At 70.8% G+C, this 17,827-nt stretch carries 20 protein-coding genes; 9 read left to right on the top strand and 11 right to left on the bottom strand.

Going from position 1 to position 17,827, the window contains the following annotated elements; all coding sequences use genetic code 11:
* The first annotated feature begins 119 nt into the window (after nucleotides 1-119).
* Nucleotides 120-704, top strand: a complete 585-nt coding sequence (locus ABB07_RS14885) for a 2'-5' RNA ligase family protein (RefSeq protein WP_208899177.1) — start codon at nucleotides 120-122, stop codon at nucleotides 702-704.
* A gap of 88 nt (nucleotides 705-792) precedes the next feature.
* Here the strand turns inward: ABB07_RS14885 and dprE2 are convergent, their stop codons facing one another.
* Nucleotides 793-1,539, bottom strand: a complete 747-nt coding sequence (gene dprE2, locus ABB07_RS14880; protein ID WP_208899176.1) for a decaprenylphospho-beta-D-erythro-pentofuranosid-2-ulose 2-reductase — start codon at nucleotides 1,537-1,539, stop codon at nucleotides 793-795.
* A 115-nt stretch (nucleotides 1,540-1,654) separates the two neighbouring features.
* Here dprE2 and ABB07_RS14875 point away from each other — a divergent pair, with 115 nt between their 5' ends.
* Nucleotides 1,655-2,569 carry a YihY/virulence factor BrkB family protein gene (locus ABB07_RS14875; protein ID WP_208899175.1) on the top strand — a complete coding sequence of 305 codons (915 nt, stop codon included), beginning with the start codon at nucleotides 1,655-1,657 and terminating at the stop codon, nucleotides 2,567-2,569.
* Here ABB07_RS14875 and ABB07_RS14870 read toward each other — a convergent pair.
* Nucleotides 2,517-3,743 (bottom strand): D-alanyl-D-alanine carboxypeptidase family protein, encoded by a 1,227-nt coding sequence (locus ABB07_RS14870; protein WP_341845884.1) that lies wholly within the window; start codon nucleotides 3,741-3,743, stop codon nucleotides 2,517-2,519. The two genes, ABB07_RS14875 and ABB07_RS14870, sit on opposite strands and share 53 nt — an antisense overlap.
* Nucleotides 3,744-3,834: 91 nt before the next feature.
* Between ABB07_RS14870 and ABB07_RS14865 the strand changes: the two genes are divergently transcribed.
* The 3 genes from ABB07_RS14865 (at nucleotide 3,835) to ABB07_RS14855 (ending at nucleotide 7,259) form a co-directional block, all read left to right on the top strand.
* Complete coding sequence (locus ABB07_RS14865) at nucleotides 3,835-4,074, top strand: SCO4848 family membrane protein (protein ID WP_142218596.1); 240 nt, start codon at nucleotides 3,835-3,837, stop codon at nucleotides 4,072-4,074.
* Between the two features lie 9 nt (nucleotides 4,075-4,083).
* The gene (locus tag ABB07_RS14860) at nucleotides 4,084-5,421 is read left to right on the top strand and encodes a metallophosphoesterase (RefSeq protein ID WP_208899173.1); all 1,338 of its coding nucleotides are present in this window, start codon (nucleotides 4,084-4,086) and stop codon (nucleotides 5,419-5,421) included.
* Nucleotides 5,422-5,714: 293 nt separating this feature from the next.
* Nucleotides 5,715-7,259, top strand: coding sequence for an ABC transporter substrate-binding protein (locus ABB07_RS14855; protein ID WP_244189362.1), 1,545 nt, complete (start codon nucleotides 5,715-5,717; stop codon nucleotides 7,257-7,259).
* On the opposite strand, the gene ABB07_RS14850 is transcribed toward ABB07_RS14855, so the two are convergent.
* The 9 genes from ABB07_RS14850 to ABB07_RS14810 all read right to left on the bottom strand — a co-directional run bounded on the left by ABB07_RS14850 (nucleotide 7,260) and on the right by ABB07_RS14810 (nucleotide 13,909).
* Complete coding sequence (locus tag ABB07_RS14850) at nucleotides 7,260-8,045, bottom strand: TetR/AcrR family transcriptional regulator (protein WP_208899171.1); 786 nt, start codon at nucleotides 8,043-8,045, stop codon at nucleotides 7,260-7,262.
* Between the two features lie 32 nt (nucleotides 8,046-8,077).
* Nucleotides 8,078-8,599, bottom strand: a complete 522-nt coding sequence (locus tag ABB07_RS14845) for a thiol-disulfide oxidoreductase DCC family protein (protein WP_208899170.1) — start codon at nucleotides 8,597-8,599, stop codon at nucleotides 8,078-8,080.
* 5 nt (nucleotides 8,600-8,604) lie between these two features.
* Nucleotides 8,605-9,012: a hypothetical protein gene (locus ABB07_RS14840; RefSeq protein WP_208899169.1), complete on the bottom strand. Its 408-nt coding sequence runs from the start codon at nucleotides 9,010-9,012 to the stop codon at nucleotides 8,605-8,607.
* 83 nt (nucleotides 9,013-9,095) lie between these two features.
* A complete protein-coding gene (locus ABB07_RS14835; RefSeq protein WP_208899168.1) occupies nucleotides 9,096-9,506 on the bottom strand; it encodes a VOC family protein in 411 nt (136 codons plus the stop codon).
* A 124-nt stretch (nucleotides 9,507-9,630) separates the two neighbouring features.
* Nucleotides 9,631-10,410, bottom strand: coding sequence for a succinate dehydrogenase iron-sulfur subunit (locus tag ABB07_RS14830; protein WP_208899167.1), 780 nt, complete (start codon nucleotides 10,408-10,410; stop codon nucleotides 9,631-9,633).
* The gene (gene sdhA, locus ABB07_RS14825) at nucleotides 10,410-12,164 is read right to left on the bottom strand and encodes a succinate dehydrogenase flavoprotein subunit (RefSeq protein ID WP_208899166.1); all 1,755 of its coding nucleotides are present in this window, start codon (nucleotides 12,162-12,164) and stop codon (nucleotides 10,410-10,412) included. Before sdhA ends, ABB07_RS14830 begins: the two co-directional genes overlap by 1 nt.
* Before the next feature lie 111 nt (nucleotides 12,165-12,275).
* The gene (locus tag ABB07_RS14820) at nucleotides 12,276-12,758 is read right to left on the bottom strand and encodes a succinate dehydrogenase hydrophobic membrane anchor subunit (protein WP_208899165.1); all 483 of its coding nucleotides are present in this window, start codon (nucleotides 12,756-12,758) and stop codon (nucleotides 12,276-12,278) included.
* A gap of 5 nt (nucleotides 12,759-12,763) precedes the next feature.
* Nucleotides 12,764-13,144, bottom strand: a complete 381-nt coding sequence (gene sdhC, locus ABB07_RS14815; RefSeq protein ID WP_079048673.1) for a succinate dehydrogenase, cytochrome b556 subunit — start codon at nucleotides 13,142-13,144, stop codon at nucleotides 12,764-12,766.
* A gap of 192 nt (nucleotides 13,145-13,336) precedes the next feature.
* The gene (locus ABB07_RS14810; RefSeq protein ID WP_208899164.1) at nucleotides 13,337-13,909 is read right to left on the bottom strand and encodes a 2-oxo-4-hydroxy-4-carboxy-5-ureidoimidazoline decarboxylase; all 573 of its coding nucleotides are present in this window, start codon (nucleotides 13,907-13,909) and stop codon (nucleotides 13,337-13,339) included.
* 193 nt (nucleotides 13,910-14,102) lie between these two features.
* Here ABB07_RS14810 and ABB07_RS14805 point away from each other — a divergent pair, with 193 nt between their 5' ends.
* From ABB07_RS14805 to ABB07_RS14790, 4 genes are all read left to right on the top strand, one after another.
* The gene (locus tag ABB07_RS14805; RefSeq protein ID WP_208903448.1) at nucleotides 14,103-15,728 is read left to right on the top strand and encodes a beta-N-acetylhexosaminidase; all 1,626 of its coding nucleotides are present in this window, start codon (nucleotides 14,103-14,105) and stop codon (nucleotides 15,726-15,728) included.
* A gap of 101 nt (nucleotides 15,729-15,829) precedes the next feature.
* The gene (locus ABB07_RS14800; protein WP_208899163.1) at nucleotides 15,830-16,384 is read left to right on the top strand and encodes a hypothetical protein; all 555 of its coding nucleotides are present in this window, start codon (nucleotides 15,830-15,832) and stop codon (nucleotides 16,382-16,384) included.
* 197 nt (nucleotides 16,385-16,581) lie between these two features.
* The gene (locus ABB07_RS14795; RefSeq protein ID WP_208899162.1) at nucleotides 16,582-16,968 is read left to right on the top strand and encodes a hypothetical protein; all 387 of its coding nucleotides are present in this window, start codon (nucleotides 16,582-16,584) and stop codon (nucleotides 16,966-16,968) included.
* A gap of 180 nt (nucleotides 16,969-17,148) precedes the next feature.
* Nucleotides 17,149-17,769 (top strand): RNA polymerase sigma factor, encoded by a 621-nt coding sequence (locus tag ABB07_RS14790; protein WP_208899161.1) that lies wholly within the window; start codon nucleotides 17,149-17,151, stop codon nucleotides 17,767-17,769.
* Nucleotides 17,770-17,827: the final 58 nt, after the last annotated feature.

Here is a 17,827-nt window from a genome sequence, read left to right as displayed (position 1 = left end):
GTCCTAGTGGGCAGAGCGCTGCACATCACTTCCGCTGCGCCTGCCCCCAGGACGACCGTGGCCGTACAGTCGATACCCGGACGACTGAGAACACAACAGACGCGACGACAGGAGACGACGTGGGGACCGTAACGATCGGCGTGTCGATCGCGGTCCCGGAGCCTCACGGCCGCCTGCTCCAGGAGCGGCGCGCGGGCTTCGGCGACGCCGCGGCTCACGGCATCCCCACGCATGTCACGCTGCTGCCGCCGACCGAGGTCGACGAGAGCGAGCTGCCGGCCGTCGAGGCGCACCTCACGGAGGTCGCCGCGGGCGGGCGGCCGTTCCCGATGCGGCTGTCCGGCACCGGCACGTTCCGTCCGCTCTCCCCGGTGGTCTACGTCCGCGTCGTCCAGGGCGCCGAGGACTGCACCCTGCTGCAGCAGCGGGTCCGGGACGCCTCCGGGCCGGTGGCGCGTGAGCTGCAGTTCCCGTACCACCCGCACGTCACCGTCGCGCACGGCATCGACGAGGCGGCGATGGACCGCGCGTTCGAGGAGTTGGCCGGCTTCGACGCGCAGTGGCCGTGCACGGGTTTCGCGCTGTACGAGCAGGGGGCCGACGGGGTGTGGCGGAAGCTGCGGGAGTACACGTTCGGGGGGACTGTGGTGCCGTCGCAGGCCGGTGCGGTGCGTGAGTTGGGCCGGAGTAGCGCAGTCTCGTAGTGCCGGGAGCTGTGGTCTGGCGGCTGCGGCTGCGTCGTGGCTGGTCGCGCAGTTCCCCGCGCCCCTTTGGGGCGCGTTCCTCGCGGTGCTAAACAGGCAGCCGTCGGAACAGCGCCCTAGGCGTGTGCCGCAACGCCGACATGACCATCCGCAGTGCTCCCGGCACCCACACCACCTCCGAGCGTCTGCGCAGCCCCAGTTCGATGGCCGTCGCCACCGCCTCCGGAGTGGTCGAGAACGGCCCCCCGTCCCGGAGGTACCCGGGCCGTACGACCATGACGTGGGCGCCCGTGCCGTGGAGGGCGTCGCCGAGGCCCTGGGCGAAGGCGTCGAGGCCGGCCTTGCTGGAGCCGTAGATGAAGTCGGTGCGGCGGGCCCGCTCGCCGGCGGCGGAGGAGAGCACCACCAGGGAGCCGTGCCCCTGGGTCTGCAGGGCGCGGCCGGCGACCAGGCCGGCGGAGACGGCTCCGGTGTAGTTGGTCTGGGCGACCTGGACGGCGCGTGCCGGGTCCCGCTCGTCGTGGGCCTGGTCGCCGAGGATGCCGAAGGCGAGCAGCACCAGGTCGATGTCGCCCTCCGCGAACACCTTGCCGAGGGCGGTCTCGTGGGACTCGGGGTCGAGGGCGTCGAAGGCGACGGTACGGGTGTCCGCGCCGAGTGCGCGCAGGCTCCCGGCGGCCTGTTCCAGGGCCGGTGAGGGGCGGCCCGCGAGCCATACCGTGCGGGTGCGGCGGGCGATCAGCCGGCGCGCGGTGGCCAGCGCGATGTCGGACGTGCCGCCGAGGACGAGCAGGGAGTGGGGGAGACCGTGTTCCGGGCCGTCAGGTCGTCGCATGCCGGTGACCGTATCGTCCCTGTATGGGGGTTAGTTACGGAACATTCGGCCACTCCACACAATGGGTGATTAGTGGGATGTCTTACGAGCGCGCGGTCGGGGGCAGGAACGGATCATGGACTGGCTGAAGAGACTCCCCGGCATCGGGCCGCTCGTGGCCCGGCTGACGGAGACGCACGCGTGGCACTGCTACGAGCGGCTGGACCGGGTGAAGTGGACGCGACTGGCCGCCGCGATGACGTTCATCAGCTTCGTGGCGTTGTTTCCGCTGCTGACCCTGGTCGCCGCGGTCAGCGCCGCCACGCTCAGCCCGGCCCGGCAGAAGACCGTCGAGCACAAGATCGCCGAGCAGTTCCCCGGCGTCCTGTCCAGCCGCCTGGACCTGACCTCGCTCGTGGACAACGCCGGATCCGTCGGCGTCATCGCGGGCGCCCTGCTGCTGTTGACGGGCATCAGCTGGGTCGGCCAGATGCGGGACTGCCTGCGCGCGGTGTGGGAGCTGCCGGACCAGCAGCAGAATCCGGTGGTGGCCAAGGCCAAGGACGCCGGCATCCTGCTCGGCCTCGGCGGGGCCGTGCTGGTCACGCTCGCCGTGTCCACGCTCGCCTCGGCCGCCGTCGGACTCGTCTCGCGCACCCTCGGCCTGGCCGAGCACGGCTGGGGCAGTGCGCTGCTGCGGATCGCCGCGTTCGCCGTCGCCGCGCTCGCCGACTTCCTCGTCCTGCTCTACGTCCTGACCCTGCTGCCCGGTGTCGAGCCGCCGCGCCGCCGCCTGCTGGTGGCGGCCCTGCTCGGCGCGGTCGGCTTCGAACTGCTGAAACTGCTGCTCAGTGGCTATATCCAGGGGGTCGCCGCGAAGAGCATGTACGGCGCGTTCGGCGTCCCCGTGGCGCTGCTGCTGTGGCTCAACTTCACCGCCAAACTGGCACTGTTCTGCGCCTCCTGGACGGCGACGCCCAGCAAGGAGGACCGGGAACCTAGGACCGCGGCCGACGGCGCATCAGGTCCGGCAGCGGCCACCGGCGATTGACCAGGAACGCCGCGCCCGCGAGCAGCACCAGCACCCCGCCGGTGATGGCGGCGGCGGTGCCGATGCCGGAGCCGGCGGCGGTACCGGCGGTGGCACCGGCCACCGGCCTGGCGCCGGCGCCGTTCTTCCCGGAGTTCCCGGCGGACGCGCTTGCCCCCGGGCTCGGCAGGGCGCTCTTCGGCGGCACCAGCTCGCCCACCGGATTGACCTTGCCGGCCGCCTGGAAACCCCAGTCGAACAGCCTGGCCGTCTCCTTGTAGACCTCGTTGTGCTCGGCCTTCTCCGGATGCATCACCGTGACCAGCAGCACCCTGCCGCCCCGTTCGGCGACCCCGGTGAAGGTGGCGCCCGCGTTGGTGGTGTTGCCGTTCTTCACGCCCGCGATGCCCTGGTAGACGGGCACGTCGGTGTCACCGCTCAGCAGCCGGTTGGTGTTGCGGATCTCACCGGACTCGAACCTGGCACTGACGGTGGAGCAGTAGTCGCGGAAGTCCTTCTTCTGCAGCCCGGACCGGGCGAACAGCGTCAGGTCGTACGCCGACGACAGCTGCCCCGGCTCGTCGTAGCCGTCGGGCGAGACCACGTGGGTGTCCAGGGCCTGCAGTTCGTCGGCGTGGTCCTGCATGTCCTTGACGGTCTGCGCGACGCCGTTGTTCATCGAGGCCAGGGTGTGCACGGCGTCGTTGCCCGAACGCAGGAAGACCCCGAGCCACAGGTCGTGGACGGAGTAGGTGTGCCCCTCCTTTATCCCGACCACGCTGGAGCCGACGCCCATGCCCGCGAGGTCGGCCGGCACCACCTTGTGCTTCTCGTCCTTCGGGAAGCGGGGCAGCAGGGTGTCGGCGAACAGCATCTTCAGCGTGCTCGCCGGGGGCAGCCGCCAGTGCGCGTTGTGCGCGGCGAGCACCTCGCCGGACTCGGCGTCGGTGACGATCCAGGAGCGCGCGGTGATGTCCTTCGGCAGCACCGGGACACCCGGCGCGAGGTTGACCTGCGTGCCGGGCTGCCCCAGCCGGACGCCGCCCACGGTCGACATCCGGTCCGGGGGAGTGGCCGTCGGGTGGGCGGAGGGGACGGGGGCGGCGAGGGCGGCGGGCGCGGTGGCGGACAGCGCCAGCAGGGTGGCTGAGGTGACCAGCAGGGATCGCCGGCCGGTCTTCTTCGGTGCGGACACGGTCGAGAACGTACCTTTTGTCGGCTGTGAAGTCCCATGACCCGCCTCACCCCGGACACGGAACCGGACGGCGAACGGCGATACTGGTCGTATGAAGCTCAGCCGTCCGGTCTCCTGGTTCCTGCTCGCCTTCGGGGTGTGGTCCTGGGTCATCTGGGTCACTTTCGTCAAGAACCTGGTCAAGGACAGCAGCGGGCTCGCCTTCGACCACGGCCACCCGACCGCGTACTTCTGGGTGCACCTGCTGCTGGCGGTCGTCTCCTTCGTATTGGGGACGGTCATCGGGGGCATCGGGTTGCGCGGACTGCGCGCACTGCGCCGCGCGTCATAGCCATCCGGGATGGTCGCCGTCCTCGCGCTGGTCGCCGTCGCCGCCCTGGCCGTCGTGGCGGGCCTGCACTGGTACGTCTGGCGGCGCCTGGTCCGCGACACCACGCGCGGCGCCGGCCCGGCCCGCCGCGCCGGCACGGTGCTCTTCGTCACAGGCCCGGCCCTGACGCTCGGGGCCCTGCTCACCGAGCACTCCGCCGCCCCCTTCTGGCTCCAGCGCACCCTCGCCTGGCCCGGCTTCCTCTGGATGGCCGTCGCCCTGTACCTGCTGCTGGCGGTACTGGCGGGCGAGGTCGTACGCCCCCTTCTCCGCCGCATCCTGACCCGCCGCAGCAGACCCGGCGAGGAGGAGACGGCAGAGCCTCTCAGCGAACCGAGCGAGAACCTCGTCGCTTCACCTCTCAGCGAACCGAGCGAGAACCTCGTCGCTTCACCTCTCGGCCAACCGAGTCGGGTGGCGGGTGGGCATAGGCCGGGGGTCCAGGGGGCGGAGCCCCCTGGTACGCCCACTGCAACACCGGATCCCACGCGCCGCCTCTTCGTGTCCAGAGTCGTAGCCGCCGCAGCCACAACCGCGGCCACAGCGACCGTTGGCTACGGAACCTACGGAGTACTCCGCGGCCCGCACGTGAAGAACGTCACCGTCCCCCTGGCCAAACTCCCGCGCGCGGCCCACGGTTTCCGCATCGCGGTCGTCAGCGACATCCACCTCGGCCCCGTCCTCGGCCGCGACTTTGCGCAGCGGGTCGTCGACACCGTCAACGCCACCCGGCCGGACCTGATCGCGGTCGTCGGCGACCTGGTGGACGGCAGCGTCAAGAACCTGGGCCCGGCCGCCGCACCCCTCGCACAGCTCAGCGCGCGGCACGGCGCCTACTTCGTCACCGGCAACCACGAGTACCTCTCCGGCGCCGAGCAGTGGGTGGCCGAGGTGCGGTCCTTCGGCCTGCACCCGCTGGAGAACGCCCGCACCGAGTTGCCGTACTTCGACCTGGCCGGGGTGAACGACCTGGCAGGCGAGAGCGAGGGCCGGGGACCGGACTTCGGCAGGGCGCTCGGCGACCGGGACCCGGCACGCGCGTGCGTGCTGCTCGCGCACCAGCCGGTGCAGATCCACGAGGCCGTCCGGTACGGCGTCGACCTGCAGCTGTCCGGGCACACCCACGGCGGCCAGCTCTGGCCCGGCAACCTCCTCGCGGCCGCCGCCAATCCGACCGTCGCCGGCCTCGACCGCTACGGCGACACGCAGCTGTACGTCAGCCGGGGCGCCGGCGCCTGGGGCCCGCCCACCCGGGTGGGGGCGCCGTCGGACGTGACGGTCATCCACCTGGCCGCCACGCGCGCGTGAGCCAGGTCAATCCACCTGGCCGCCACGCGCGCGTGAGCCGCTCCACGCCCGAGCCGCGGCCCGAGCCGCGCCGCCCCCTGGCCGAAACCGCTCCCATGCCTGTGAAGACGCTGTGAAACCCGGGGGAAACAACGCCTCGGTAAGTTCTTTCCCCATCTGGTCAGAAAGCCCTTCCCCCAGGCGAAACCCGTGTGATTAGGTGAGCCGCGCCACTAGGGGGTGGCGAAATTGTGCTGGCCAGGGGTAGGGCCTTTGAAGGGCCTGGGGAGGGCACCACCATGCGATCAGTTCGCATGCGCGTTCTCGTGGCACTGCTCGTGCTCGCGATCGTGGGAATCGGCGGCTGGCAGCTGCTGCCGTCGCAGGACAACCAGAACAAGACCATCGCGGTCGGTACGACGGACGCCGTCACGGACCTCGACCCGGCCGGCGCCTACGACGCCGGTTCCTGGGCCTTGTTCAGCAATGTCTTCCAGTCGCTGCTGACGTTCGAGCCGGGCGGCGTCGAGCCGGTCCCGGACGCGGCGCAGAGCTGCGCCTTCCAGGGCGGCGGTCTGCGGACGTACCGGTGCACACTGCGCTCCGGGATCACCTTCCCGAGCGGACGCGCGATGACGGCCGAGGACGTGAAGTACTCCTTCGACCGGGTCAAGAAGATCAACTCCGACGTCGGCCCGGCGTCGCTGTTCGCCACGCTCGGCTCGGTGACCGCCGACAGCGCGACGACCGTCACGTTCCATCTGTCGTCCCCTGACGCCACCTGGCCGCTGAAGGTCGCCACGGGCGCCGGGGCGATCGTGGACAAGGAGAAGTACCCGGCCGACGCCCTGCGCAAGGGCACCGACGTCGACGGCACCGGCCCGTACACCCTGACGTCGTACACCAGCGACGACAAGGCCGTCCTGGAGCCGAACGGCCACTACAAGGGCTATCTCACCGGCACCGGCCGCCCGATCGAGCTGCGGTACTACGCCGACTCCGCGAAGCTCGACAGCGCCTGGAAGGCGGGGCAGGTCGACGTCGCCACCCGGGAGCTGCCGCCGAGCGTGCTCTCCCAGCTGAACCCGAGCGACCCCAACCAGCGGGTCACCGAGTCCGACAGCGCCGAGACCCGCAACCTGTACCTCAACACGCGCGCCACCTCGCCTCTGCACGACGCCCGGGTGCGCCGCGCGATGGCCTGGCTGGTCAACCGCGAGCAGCTCGCCTCGACGGTCTACGAGGGCACGGTCGACCCGCTGTACTCACTGATCCCGACCGGCATCACCGGCCACACCACCTCGTTCTTCGACGACTACCCGACGCAGAGCGTGCAGAAGGCTCGGGCGCTGCTCGGCCAGGCCGGGGTGAGCCTGCCGGTGCGCTTCACGTTCGGCTACGGCAGGAACCGGGGCGTGGGCGAGCAGGAGGCCGCCGCGCTGAAGCGGCAGCTGGAGGCCGGCGGCCTGTTCAAGGTGGACGTCCAGGGGTACGAGTGGACCGACTTCCAGAAGCGCTGGGCCGCCGGGAAGATGGACGCGTGGGCGGTCGGCTGGGTGCCCGACTATCCCGACCCGGACACCTTCGGCGCCGCGCTCGTCGGCACCGGCTCCACGATGAGCACCGGGTACAGCAACAAGCTGGTCGACAGTCTCATCCAGGACAGCCAGCGGTACGCCGACCGCAGCCGGGCCGCGAACGACTTCAAGGACATCCAGGCGGACGTCGCCCAGGACGTCCCACTGATCCCGCTGTGGCAGCGCAAGGAGTACGTGGTCAGCACCGAGGCCGTGGGCGGCAGCCAGTACCTGGACGACGGCACGGGCGTGTTCCGCCTGTGGCGTCTGCAGTGGATCTGATCAGCCGGCCTGCTCGCCGCGCCCCTTGGTCTCCTTGGTCCCCTTGGTCTCGTCCCTCTTGGTACGGGGATCCGGCAGTGCCTTCGTCATGCCGGGCAGGAAGTCCGTGAACAGCTCATGGACCTCCAGGACCAGGGGGCGCAGCACGCGGAAGCGGGCGAGCGCCACCCCGCGGGCGGTCAGCCGGGCGCCCCGGCGGGCCAGGCGGTAGCTGCGCTCGCGCCCTTCGGTCCGGTCGAAGACCCAGTACAGGACCAGGCCCATCTGGGAGAGCCACATCAACTCCGGGAGCACGTCCCGCAGTTCGGGGGCGACCTTGGACTTGGAGCCCGCCAGCACCTCGCGGTGGACGGCGATGGCCTGCTCCCGGGCGTGCTCGCTCTCCGGGGAGAAGGGGCTGAGCGGGCTGTCGGGGTCGGCGGCGTTCTTGAAGAACTGCACGGCGAACTCGTGGTACGGGCGGGCGATGTCGAGCCAGACGGTCAGCACGCCCGCGAGCCGCGCCTCCAGGTCCGTCTCCCGCTCCAGGACCTCGCGGACCGCCGCCCGGTGCTCGGCGGCGATCCGGTCGTAGAAGCCCTGGATCAGGTGTTCCTTGCCCTCGAAGTAGTAGTAGGCGTTGCCGACGGAGACCCCGGCCTCCTTGGCGATGGCCCGCATGGTGGTCTTGTCGTACCCGCGCTCCTGGAACAACCGCATCGCGGTCTCCAGGATCAGCGCGCGGGTCTGCTCGGACTTGCTGCTGGGGGAGCCGGCCCTCTCGGGGCCGTCGTTCTTCGCGGGCACGGTGAAGAGCCTAACGAGTACGCCGTAAGGGCCTAACCGGTGGCGCAGGCTCCGCCGGAGCAGGAGCGCGGCTCGTAGCTCCAGCCGGTGTCGGGACGGTAGGTCCACCCGTCCTCCCGCCGGTAGGCGGTCCCGCCCCAGTTCCATTCGCCGCGCGGCGCGCCGTTGTTCCGCTGCGCACCCCGCCACTTCGCCGCCGCCAGCACCGCGCCGCGGGCGAGCCGGGCGCCGGAGGGGGTGCTGAGCCGGTGGGCGAGGGGGCGGTGCTCGCGCAGGGCCCACAGGACGACGATCCAGGCGCGCGAACCCCGGTACACCTGGCCGGAGTCGCCGACAACGGTGACCTCGTCGAGGGTGGCGGCGTGGTCGAGCCCGGGGAAGCGGGCCCGGGCCCGGTCCGAGCCGGCCGGCAGCAGGTCCAGCGGCACCAGCTGCGGCTGCCGGGCGAGCCAGTCCCGTACGTGGGTGCACAGTCCGCACCCGGCGTCGTACAGCACGGTCAGCCCGCGGACCGGGACGCCCCCCGTGGCGCCCCGGTCCCCCGTGGTGGTCACGGCGGTCACGCCCCGGCCGCCGGGGCGGTCCACTCCTGCGGGCCGACCGGGGGCAGCTGCTCGCGCTCCATGACCCCGCGCCGGCGGATCCGGTTGAGCACGTACACGTTGCCCAGGTGCATCACGCCGAGCACCAGCAGCACCACGCCCAGCTTGGTCGACAGGGCCTCGAAGATGCCGCGGGTATCCTCGATCGTCTCGTCCCCGCTCAGATACAGCGCCACGAAGCCGAGGTTGACCAGGTAGAAGCCGACGACCAGGAGATGGTTGACGGCGTCCGCGAGCTTCTCGTTGCCGCGCAGCACATCGGCGAGGAAGATCCGGCCGTTGCGGCTGAGCGTGCGGGCCACCCAGATGGTCAGCGCGATGCTGACGACCAGGTAGATGACGTAGGCGATGACCGTGCGGTCCATACCCCACCCCTTGTTGAACGCGTTCAAAACGCTGACAGGGATGACTGTAGACCTCTTTTTGAACGTGTTCAACTCAATCGCGGTCAGCTTCTGCGGCCCAGTTCCCGGCGCTTGGTGTAGTCCGTGAAGCCGAGGACGTTGCCCCAGGGATCGGCGATCTCCACCGTCCACCCGGTGGCCCCCTGGACCACCTCGTCCAGCGGCTGGATCCCGGCCGCGGCCAGCTCCCGTGCCGCCGTCCGCGCGTCCGGCACCTCCAGCCAGACCCGCGCCGAGGGCCAGGGCGGCGACCGGTGCCCCAGCTGCTCCTCGACGCACAGCAGGATCCCGGGCGTCTCCGCGCCGACCTTCAGCAGGGCGAGCCCGCCCTCGTCGAACCGGAAGCCGACGCTGAACCCGGCCCGCTCGTAGAACCCGACGGCCTCGCCGAGGTCTCCGACGGGAAGCAGAACGTTGTCGAAACCGAGCAGCTCGTAGGACTCTTCGTCTGACATGTCGTCACATTAGAACCGCCCGGTGCGGAAACCCGACAAAAACGCCCGAGGGCCCTGCTTCCGGAGGATCGGAAGACAGGGCCCTCGGGCCGGACCGGCGGCGCCGGCGTGACCGGCGGGCGGATCAGTAGCGACGTGTGATCAGCGCGCGCTTGACCTCCTGGATCGCCTTGGTGACCTCGATACCGCGCGGGCAGGCGTCCGTGCAGTTGAAGGTCGTGCGGCAACGCCACACGCCGTCACGGTCGTTGAGGATCTCCAGGCGCTGCTCGCCCGCCTCGTCACGGCTGTCGAAGATGAAGCGGTGGGCGTTCACGATCGCGGCCGGACCGAAGTACTGGCCGTCGTTCCAGAACACCGGGCAGGACGACGTGCACGCGGCGCACAGGATGCACTTGGTGGTGTCGTCGAAGCGCTCGCGGTCCTCGGCGGACTGCAGCCGCTCCCGCGTCGGCTCGTTCGTGTCCTTGGTGACCAGGAACGGCATGACGTCCCGGTACGCCTGGAAGAACGGCTCCATGTCCACGACCAGGTCCTTCAGGACCGTCAGGCCCTTGATGGGCTCGATCGTGATCGGCTTCTCGGGGTTGATGTCCTTGATCAGCGTCTTGCAGGCGAGACGGTTCCTGCCGTTGATCCGCATCGCGTCCGAACCGCAGATGCCGTGCGCGCAACTGCGGCGGAAGGTGAGGGTGCCGTCGAGGTCCCACTTGATCTTGTGGAGGCCGTCGAGGACACGCTCCTTCGGGTCGATCTCCAGCTGGAAGTCTTCCCAGGCGGCCTCCGCCGAGACCTCCGGGTTGAACCGGCGGACCCGGAAGGTGACCGTGATGTAGGGGGAGTCGGCGAAACCGGGCTCGGGCTTGCCGGCCGCCTCTTCCTTGTCCAGAACAGGGGTAGCCATCAGTACTTACGCTCCATCGGCTGGTAGCGGGTCTGGACGACCGGCTTGTAGTCGAGACGGACGGTTTCCGAGCCGTCGGCGCCGACCTCGCGGTACGCCATGGTGTGGCGCATGAAGTTGACGTCGTCGCGGTTCGGGTAGTCCTCGCGGTAGTGACCGCCGCGGGACTCCTTGCGGGCCAGCGCCGAGACGGCCATGACCTCGGCCAGGTCCAGCAGGTTGCCCAGCTCGATGGCCTCCAGCAGGTCGGTGTTGAACCGCTTGCCCTTGTCCTGGACCGCCACGTTCTTGTAGCGCTCCCTGAGCTCGGCGATCTTCTCGACGGCCGTCTTGATCGTCTGCTCGGTGCGGAACACCATGACGTTGGCGTCCATGGTCTCCTGCAGCTCACGACGGAGCGTGGCCACCCGCTCGTTGCCGGTGGAGTTGCGCAGCCGCTCGATCTGCTCGACGACGAACGACTCCGGGTTCTCCGGCAGCTCGACGAAGTCCGCCTTGTGGGCGTACTCGGCGGCGGCGATGCCCGCGCGGCGGCCGAACACGTTGATGTCCAGCAGCGAGTTGGTGCCGAGGCGGTTGGCGCCGTGCACGGAGACACAGGCGACCTCGCCGGCCGCGTACAGACCCGGGACGACGGTGGTGTTGTCCGCCAGGACCTCACCCTCGACGTTCGTCGGGATGCCGCCCATGGCGTAGTGCGCGGTCGGCTGGATCGGGATCGGGTCCGTGTACGGCTCGATACCGAGGTAGGTGCGCGCGAACTCGGTGATGTCCGGCAGCTTGGCGTCCAGCTGCTCCGGCGGCAGGTGGGTGAGGTCCAGGTAGACGTGGTCGCCCTCGGGACCGCAGCCGCGGCCCTCGCGGATCTCGGTGTAGATGGAGCGGGACACGACGTCACGGGACGCCAGGTCCTTCATGACGGGAGCGTACTTCTCCATGAAGCGCTCGCCGTCCTTGTTGCGCAGGATGCCGCCCTCACCGCGGGCGCCCTCGGTGAGCAGGATGCCCATGCGCCAGATGCCGGTCGGGTGGAACTGGAAGAACTCCATGTCCTCCAGCGGCAGGCCCCGGCGGTAGACGGCGGCCTGGCCGTCACCGGTGAGGGTGTGCGCGTTGGAGGTCACCTTGAAGAACTTGCCGCAGCCGCCGGAGGCGTAGATGACGGCCTTCGCCTGGAAGACGTGGATCTCGCCGGTCGCCAGCTCGTAGGCGACGACACCGGCCGACTTCTTGACGCCGTCGACCTCGGTGATCAGCTGGTCCAGGACGTAGAACTCGTTGAAGAACTCCACGCCCTCCTTGACGCAGTTCTGGTACAGCGTCTGGAGGATCATGTGGCCGGTGCGGTCCGCGGCGTAGCAGGACCGGCGGACCGGGGCCTCACCGTGGTTGCGGGAGTGACCGCCGAAGCGGCGCTGGTCGATGGTGCCGTTCGGGGTCCGGTTGAACGGCAGGCCCATCTTCTCCAGGTCGAGGACGGCGTCGATGGCCTCCTTCGCCAGGATCTCGGCGGCGTCCTGGTCGACCAGGTAGTCACCGCCCTTGACCGTGTCGAAGGTGTGCCACTCCCAGTTGTCCTCCTCCACGTTGGCCAGCGCGGCGGCCATGCCGCCCTGCGCGGCGCCCGTGTGGGAGCGGGTGGGGTAGAGCTTGGTCAGCACGGCGGTACGGCTGCGCTTCGTCGCCTCGATGGCGGCGCGCATGCCCGCGCCACCGGCGCCGACGATCACTGTGTCGTACTTGTGAATCTTCACTGGGTCTCGCCTCACTGCGGGGCTTTGTCGGAGACCGGGAGGTGCGAGCATCGGCCGGGGGTCCGGGGGTTGTCCCCCGGGAAATGCAGCATGATTCTCGCAGCCCCGTGCCTAGCGGATGTTCGGGTCGAAGGTGAAGATCACCAGCGTGCCCAGCAGGATGGTCCACACCGTGGCGGTGTACAGCAGGGCCTTCAGCCACATACGGGAGGCGGGACGCTCCGCGTAGTCGTTGATGACCGTGCGCAGGCCGTTGGCGCCGTGCAGCATCGCGAGCCACAGCATCAGCAGGTCCCAGACCTGCCACCAGGGGGACGCCCAGCGGCCCGCCACGAAGGCGAAGCCGACCTTGGACACACCGCCGTCCAGCACGAGCTGGATCAGCAGGTGGCCGATGACCAGGACGACCAGCACGATCCCGGACAGGCGCATGAACAGCCAGGCCGCCAGCTCGAAGTTGCCCCGGGTCGACTTCGGGGACTTCTTGGTGCGCTTGCGCGGCGCCTCGATCAGCGGGGCCGGGTTGTCGACGGTGTAGACGGGGGCGCCCTCGACGGGGCCGACTCCGGACGCGGCGGTTTCAGTGGTGGACATCGGCGTCAGCTCCCAAAGAGAACGCGGTACGCGTGACCGAGGACCGGGTAGATCGCCCCGACCATCAGCACGATCCAGACACCCATCACGGTCCAGAACATCTGCTTCTGGTAGCGCGGGCCCTTCGACCAGAAGTCGACGGCGATGACGCGCAGGCCGTTGAGCGCGTGGAAGAGGATGGCGGCGACGAGGCCGTACTCCAGCAGCGCGACGATCGGCGTCTTGTACGTGGCTACGACCTTGTCGTAGTCCTCGGGGGAGACACGCACGAGAGCGGTGTCCAGCACGTGAACGAACAGGAAGAAGAAAATGAGGACGCCGGTGACTCGGTGAGCCACCCAGGACCACATTCCTTCCCGGCCGCGGTACAGCGTTCCAGCCGGCACGGAAGTCCCTCCGGGAGCGGGGATTGGGGCCGCGCCGGCTTCGGTGTCGGGCGGGCCCGGCCGGGTACGGTCCACCGGCCCCCAGCATCGTAGCGATGCGCTGCGCTGTGCTTTACGGGGGGCCTACCTTGTGTGATCAAATTGGCACCGGATGGGTTAGGCGGCGGGCGGCTACCGGGGCGGTGTGTCCTGTTATTTGCCGGGTGCGGGTGCGTTGGGGCTGGTCGCGCCCCGCGGCGGAGCCGCTGATCGATACTGCCCCGCGCCCCTGAGGTAGGTGCCCAGTCGCCCTCTCGCAAGGCGCCGGAGTTCATCTGCAGCTATGACCCGTTCCTCTTCGGGATCGTTTGTCAATCGTGATCGGATCGCCTCGAGGATGCGGTCGAGGGATTCGTCCGGGTGGGTGTCACCCAGGTAGATGACGAACGCGTGTCCGAACCTGGCCTCGTAGGCCGCCTGTGCCGCGCTCAGGGCCATGTGGGCCGCGGAGTACGTGTCCTCGGGGAGCTCGGGGAGGGACTCTCCGGCCAGCGCCTCCGCCATGTCGGCCGGCGACAGGTCGTACGCCGCCTCGTCCGCCGCGGCCAGGAGGGAGTCCAGGTCGGGGTAGGGGCGGTGGTCCGCGACGCGGTGGGACCAGCGCAGGCTGCGCAGGCAGTGCAGCAGGAGGGCGCGTGCCTCGTCGGCGGGTGCCGCGTTGAAGGCGTCGAGCGGGTTGGGGAGATTCGGGAGACGGTGGGCGGGCAGCGTGGGTCCTCGCGTCACATGTGGCGTGGCAGGGGATGCTGTGAAAGGTGTGTCGTCAGGTTATCGAGAGTGGTCACTGTGTGTCCGCGAGGTGCCTGAAATTCACCCGGACGGCAGAGTTTCAAAGCGCCTGGATGACGAACGAAGTGCCAAACGGTCGTACGTTGGCAGGGTGACCCAGCACAAACGCAGTGATCCGGCGCAGCAGGTGATGCGGAAGCGGGTGGTGGTGGCCGCCGCGGTCGTCGGGACCGTCGCGCTCGGCACGGGGGTCGGCGTGTGGGCCTCGGCGGGCGGGGGCGGCGGGAAGCCGGCGGAAGGGGGTGCGCGGCAGTCGTCGTCCGGCCGGGTGGCCGGCGGTTCCCCCAGCGGGGCGGGCACGCCCTCGGCGAGTCCGGCGCCCAGCCGGTCCTATCCGCTGTCCCGGGCGCCGCGCACGATACCCGCGGTGCGCTCCCACACTCCGGCGCGCGGGCCCGGCTGGAAGCCGCGGAGGGCGGACCGGGTGGTGATCAGCAACGGCGAACTGGCCGACGAGGGGCGGCTGATAGCCGGGGAGCTGGGGCTGACCTACGCGGGGCAGAGGGCCGACGTACGGGCGGGGGACCTCCGGCTGGCGCTCGGTGGCGGGGGCGGGAACCAGGAGTCGTACACCATGACCGTCCGCGGGGGGCGGGTCGACATCAGCGGGCCCGGCGACGCCGGCGTCTTCTACGGCACCCGGACCCTGAAGCAGGAGATCAAGGGCGGCGGTACGGCCCCGGAGGGGGTCGTACGGGACGAGCCCGCCAAGCCGGTGCGCGGGTTCAACCTGGACATCGCGCGCAAACCGTTCTCCGAGTCCTGGATAGAGGACCGGATACGGGAGCTGGGGGACCTGAAGTTCAACGAGCTGGGGCTGCACTTCTCCGACGACCAGGCCTTCCGGATCGAGTCCAGCACCCACCCCGAGATCGTCTCCCCGGTCCATCTCAGCAAGGCGCAGGTCAGGCGGATCGTGGACCTGGCGAACAGCCGGCACATCACCGTCGTACCCGAGATCGACTCGCCGGGGCATCTGGGCGCCGTCCTCGCCGCCCACCCCGACCTGAAGCTGCGCAACGCGAGCGGGGTCGTCACCAAGGGCGCGATCGACATCTCCAAGCCCGCCTCCGCGAAGCTCGTGGACGATCTGCTGAACGAGTACGCGGGCCTGTTCACCGGCGGCCAGTGGCACCTCGGCGGCGACGAGTACCAGGCGCTGACCGTGAAGAACCCCCAGGCCTCCTATCCGCAGCTCGCGGCGGCCGCCCGGCGGAAGTACGGCTCCGGCGGCACGGTCGCCGACCTCGCCACCGGCTGGCTGAACGACCGCGCCGCCACCGTCCGCGCCCACGGCAGGACCATGCGCGCCTGGAACGACGGCTTCTACCGCGGTACGTCCGTGCAGGCGGCCCGGGACCTCCAGGTCGCCTACTGGACGGGCAAGGAGCTCGGCGCCCGCCAGCCGGTCGACTACCTGAGCGCGGGCCGCAAGGTCATCAACTACAACGACGAGTTCCTCTACTACGTCCTCGGCCAGCCGCAGACCTTCGTCTACCCGACCGGACAGCGGATCTACGAGCAGTGGAACCCCCGGGTGCTGCGCGGCACGGCCGCCGTACCGGCGAGCTACGACGGCCGGATCCTCGGCGGGTCGTTCGCGGTCTGGTGCGACTTCCCGAACGCGCAGACCGAGGCTCAGGTCGCGGCCGGCATCCGGATGCCCCTGCGGGCCACCGTCCAGAAGCTGTGGGACCCGGGCAGGCCCGCGTTGTCCTGGGCCGACTTCCGGAACCTGGCGAACCGGCTGGGCTGACTTGGCCGAAAACCTGCGCTGTGACACTCCCGTGCAGTATCACGCAGTAAAGGGAAGTGCGGGCTCCGTAACGGTCGGCGCCCCGGCGAGGGAGACATTTCATGAGCCTGGTGGAACGGATCGCACAGGCCGACGCACGCGGACTGGCTGCCGGCGGGCTGGCTTGTTTGGATCGGTGCCTGCCGCTGCTCGGCGCCGACGACGAGCTGCTGCGCCCCCTGTGGGCGTGCCTCGCCGACGGCTCCGACTGGGCGGCGAGCCTGGAGAAGGCGCGGGGCGCGCTCGGTGCCGGACAGCCGGACGACGAGGCCGCGCTGCTCGCCCGGCGCATGCTGGACGCGGCGCCGGCCGAGCGCGGTGCCGACGCGGTACGGGCCTGGGCCGACGCCTGCTCGGTCGCCTCCCTGCGCATCCACCGGCTGCTCGACCCCGCCGCGGACGGCACGTCCACGGCCGACGGGCTCGACGCGGGGCGGGCGGGACAGACGGCCGACCTGCCTCCCCTGGTCGCGGCGGAGCTGCGGCGGCAGACCGCGGTGCTGGACGTCCTCGCCGAGCACGGCGCCAACGGCCTGCGCCGGGCGCTGGACCTGTCGATCGAGGGCCGGCGGGTGCTGCGCGCGGTCGTGTCGCGCCGGGAGCGCGCCGGGTCCTGAGCAGCGCGGGGTGCTCTCCGGCCGGCCGGGGCTGGGGTCGGGTCGCTTGCCGGCGCGTTCAAACCCCCCGCGTGCGCGAGTCCTGTGACCGTCGTGCGGTCGGCATGGGGTGGTTCTGCGGTGGTTGGCGGAACCGTACTGAATGGCGTGACAGTCGGCCGCGGCGGCTCGCTCTTCCCTATGTGACAGCCCAGTACGTGACAGCACAGCAGGAGACCAGGCCGCACGCCGCGGCGAAGCCCGTGCGGTGGGCCGCGGACGCCGTGGCGACCATGCGCGAGGGTGCCCGGGTCCGGCTCGACTACTCGGCGCAGAGCCTGTGGCGGGTGGACCGGATGATCGAGGAGATCCGGCGCGAGGGGCCGCCGTACGCGGCTGTCGAGAGCGTGCTGCGCGGCTTCGGCGCCTACGCCGGTGAGGTGATCGTCCGGCAGTGCGGCGCCGAGTGGTGGGCGTCGGGAGGCGACCACTGGGTGCGCACGCCGGACGGGCGGCTCTGGGACCCCTTCGACGAGGCCCGGCGTGCCTACGGCGGCAACGGCTCGCTGCGCCTGCTCTGCCGGGACGCGACCGGCTCCCGCTGACCGGCGGACGCCCTGCTCTCCGCGCACGTCAACGGGTGGGAACGAGGTCCGGACGGGCCTGCGCGGGCCGCCGGGCGGGGCGCACGGGAGGCTGTGACACTTCTGTGAGCCGTGACGCTGATGTCCCTGGGGACGCGGGACGCCGAAAGTCGTGTCGCTCGGTACGGACGAGGACGGTTCTTGGGCCACGGAGGGGAACCCCGCCGCCGGCAGGCGTACGACGGGGAGCTGGGCGCGGCCGTCGTGCGGGCCCAGGACGGCGACGAGACGGCCTTCGCGGTGGCCTACCGGATCGTGCAGCCGGGCCTGCTCGGCTATCTGCGGGGCCTGGTCGGCGAGGACGCCGAGGACGTGGCGTCCGAGGCCTGGCTGGAGATAGCCCGCGACCTCGGCCGGTTCAAGGGCGACGGCGCCGGCTTCCGCGGCTGGACCGCGACCATCGCCCGGCACCGCGCCCTGGACCATCTGCGCCGCCGCCGGGTGCGGCCCCGGGCTGCGGCGCTGGAGCAGGACGCGCTGGAGCTGCCCGGCCGGCTCGACACCCACGACCAGGCCCTGGAGTCGCTGTCCACCGCACGGGCGCTGGAGCTGCTGCGCGGCCTGCCGCAGGACCAGGCCGAGGCCGTGCTGCTCCGGGTGGTCGTCGGCCTCGACGGCCCGGCCGCCGCGCGCGTCCTCGGCAAGCGCCCCGGCGCCGTCCGCACGGCCGCGCACCGCGGGCTGAAACGCCTCGCCCGTCAGCTGGGCGTCCAGGAACCGGCGGCCGGGCCGGCGACGGAAGCCGGCCCCGGGGAGAAGTAGTCCTCGTCACCCGGGCGTACCCGTGAAAGGCAACGGCCGGGGCCGCCACCCCCCACAG

This window comes from Streptomyces incarnatus, from assembly GCF_001027185.1.
GTDB lineage: Bacteria > Actinomycetota > Actinomycetes > Streptomycetales > Streptomycetaceae > Streptomyces > Streptomyces puniciscabiei.
This window is presented reverse-complemented; position numbering and strand designations above follow the sequence as displayed.